The sequence below is a fragment of the Streptomyces sp. BE20 genome (assembly GCF_036322525.1).
In the GTDB taxonomy this organism is placed as follows: domain Bacteria; phylum Actinomycetota; class Actinomycetes; order Streptomycetales; family Streptomycetaceae; genus Kitasatospora.
Window position 1 is genome coordinate 1 of record NZ_JAQYWW010001142.1, and the last position, 388, is coordinate 388.

Below are 388 nucleotides of genomic sequence, written 5' to 3' on the forward strand. Positions count from 1 at the left end.
ATCCTGATCCAGGGCCCTGAGGTGCTCGAATCCACCCGCAGGGTCGACACGATCGTGCTGGACAAGACCGGCACCGTCCCAACCGGCCGGATGACCCTGCTCGCCGTCCGCACCGCGGAGGGCGTCACCGAGACCGAGGTCCTGCGGCTGGCCGGTGCGCTGGAGCACGCCTCCGAGCACCCGATCGCCGCCGCCGTCGCCTCGGACGCCGCCGAGAAGGTGGGCCCGCTGCCCGCCGTCGAAGGGTGCGAGAACATCCCGGGGCTCGGCGTGCAGGGCGTCGTCGACGGCCACGCCGTGGTGGCCGGCCGGGAAGCCCTCCTGGCCGACTGGGCGCAGTACCTTCCGGCGCCGCTCGCCGAGGCCAAGCGCGCCGCCGAGGCGGCCG

Annotated in this window: 1 pseudogene; it reads left to right on the forward strand. The window is 75.0% G+C overall.

The features are described 5' to 3' along the window. Positions 1–388, forward strand: a pseudogene (locus PUR61_RS36545) (heavy metal translocating P-type ATPase); the annotation flags it as partial.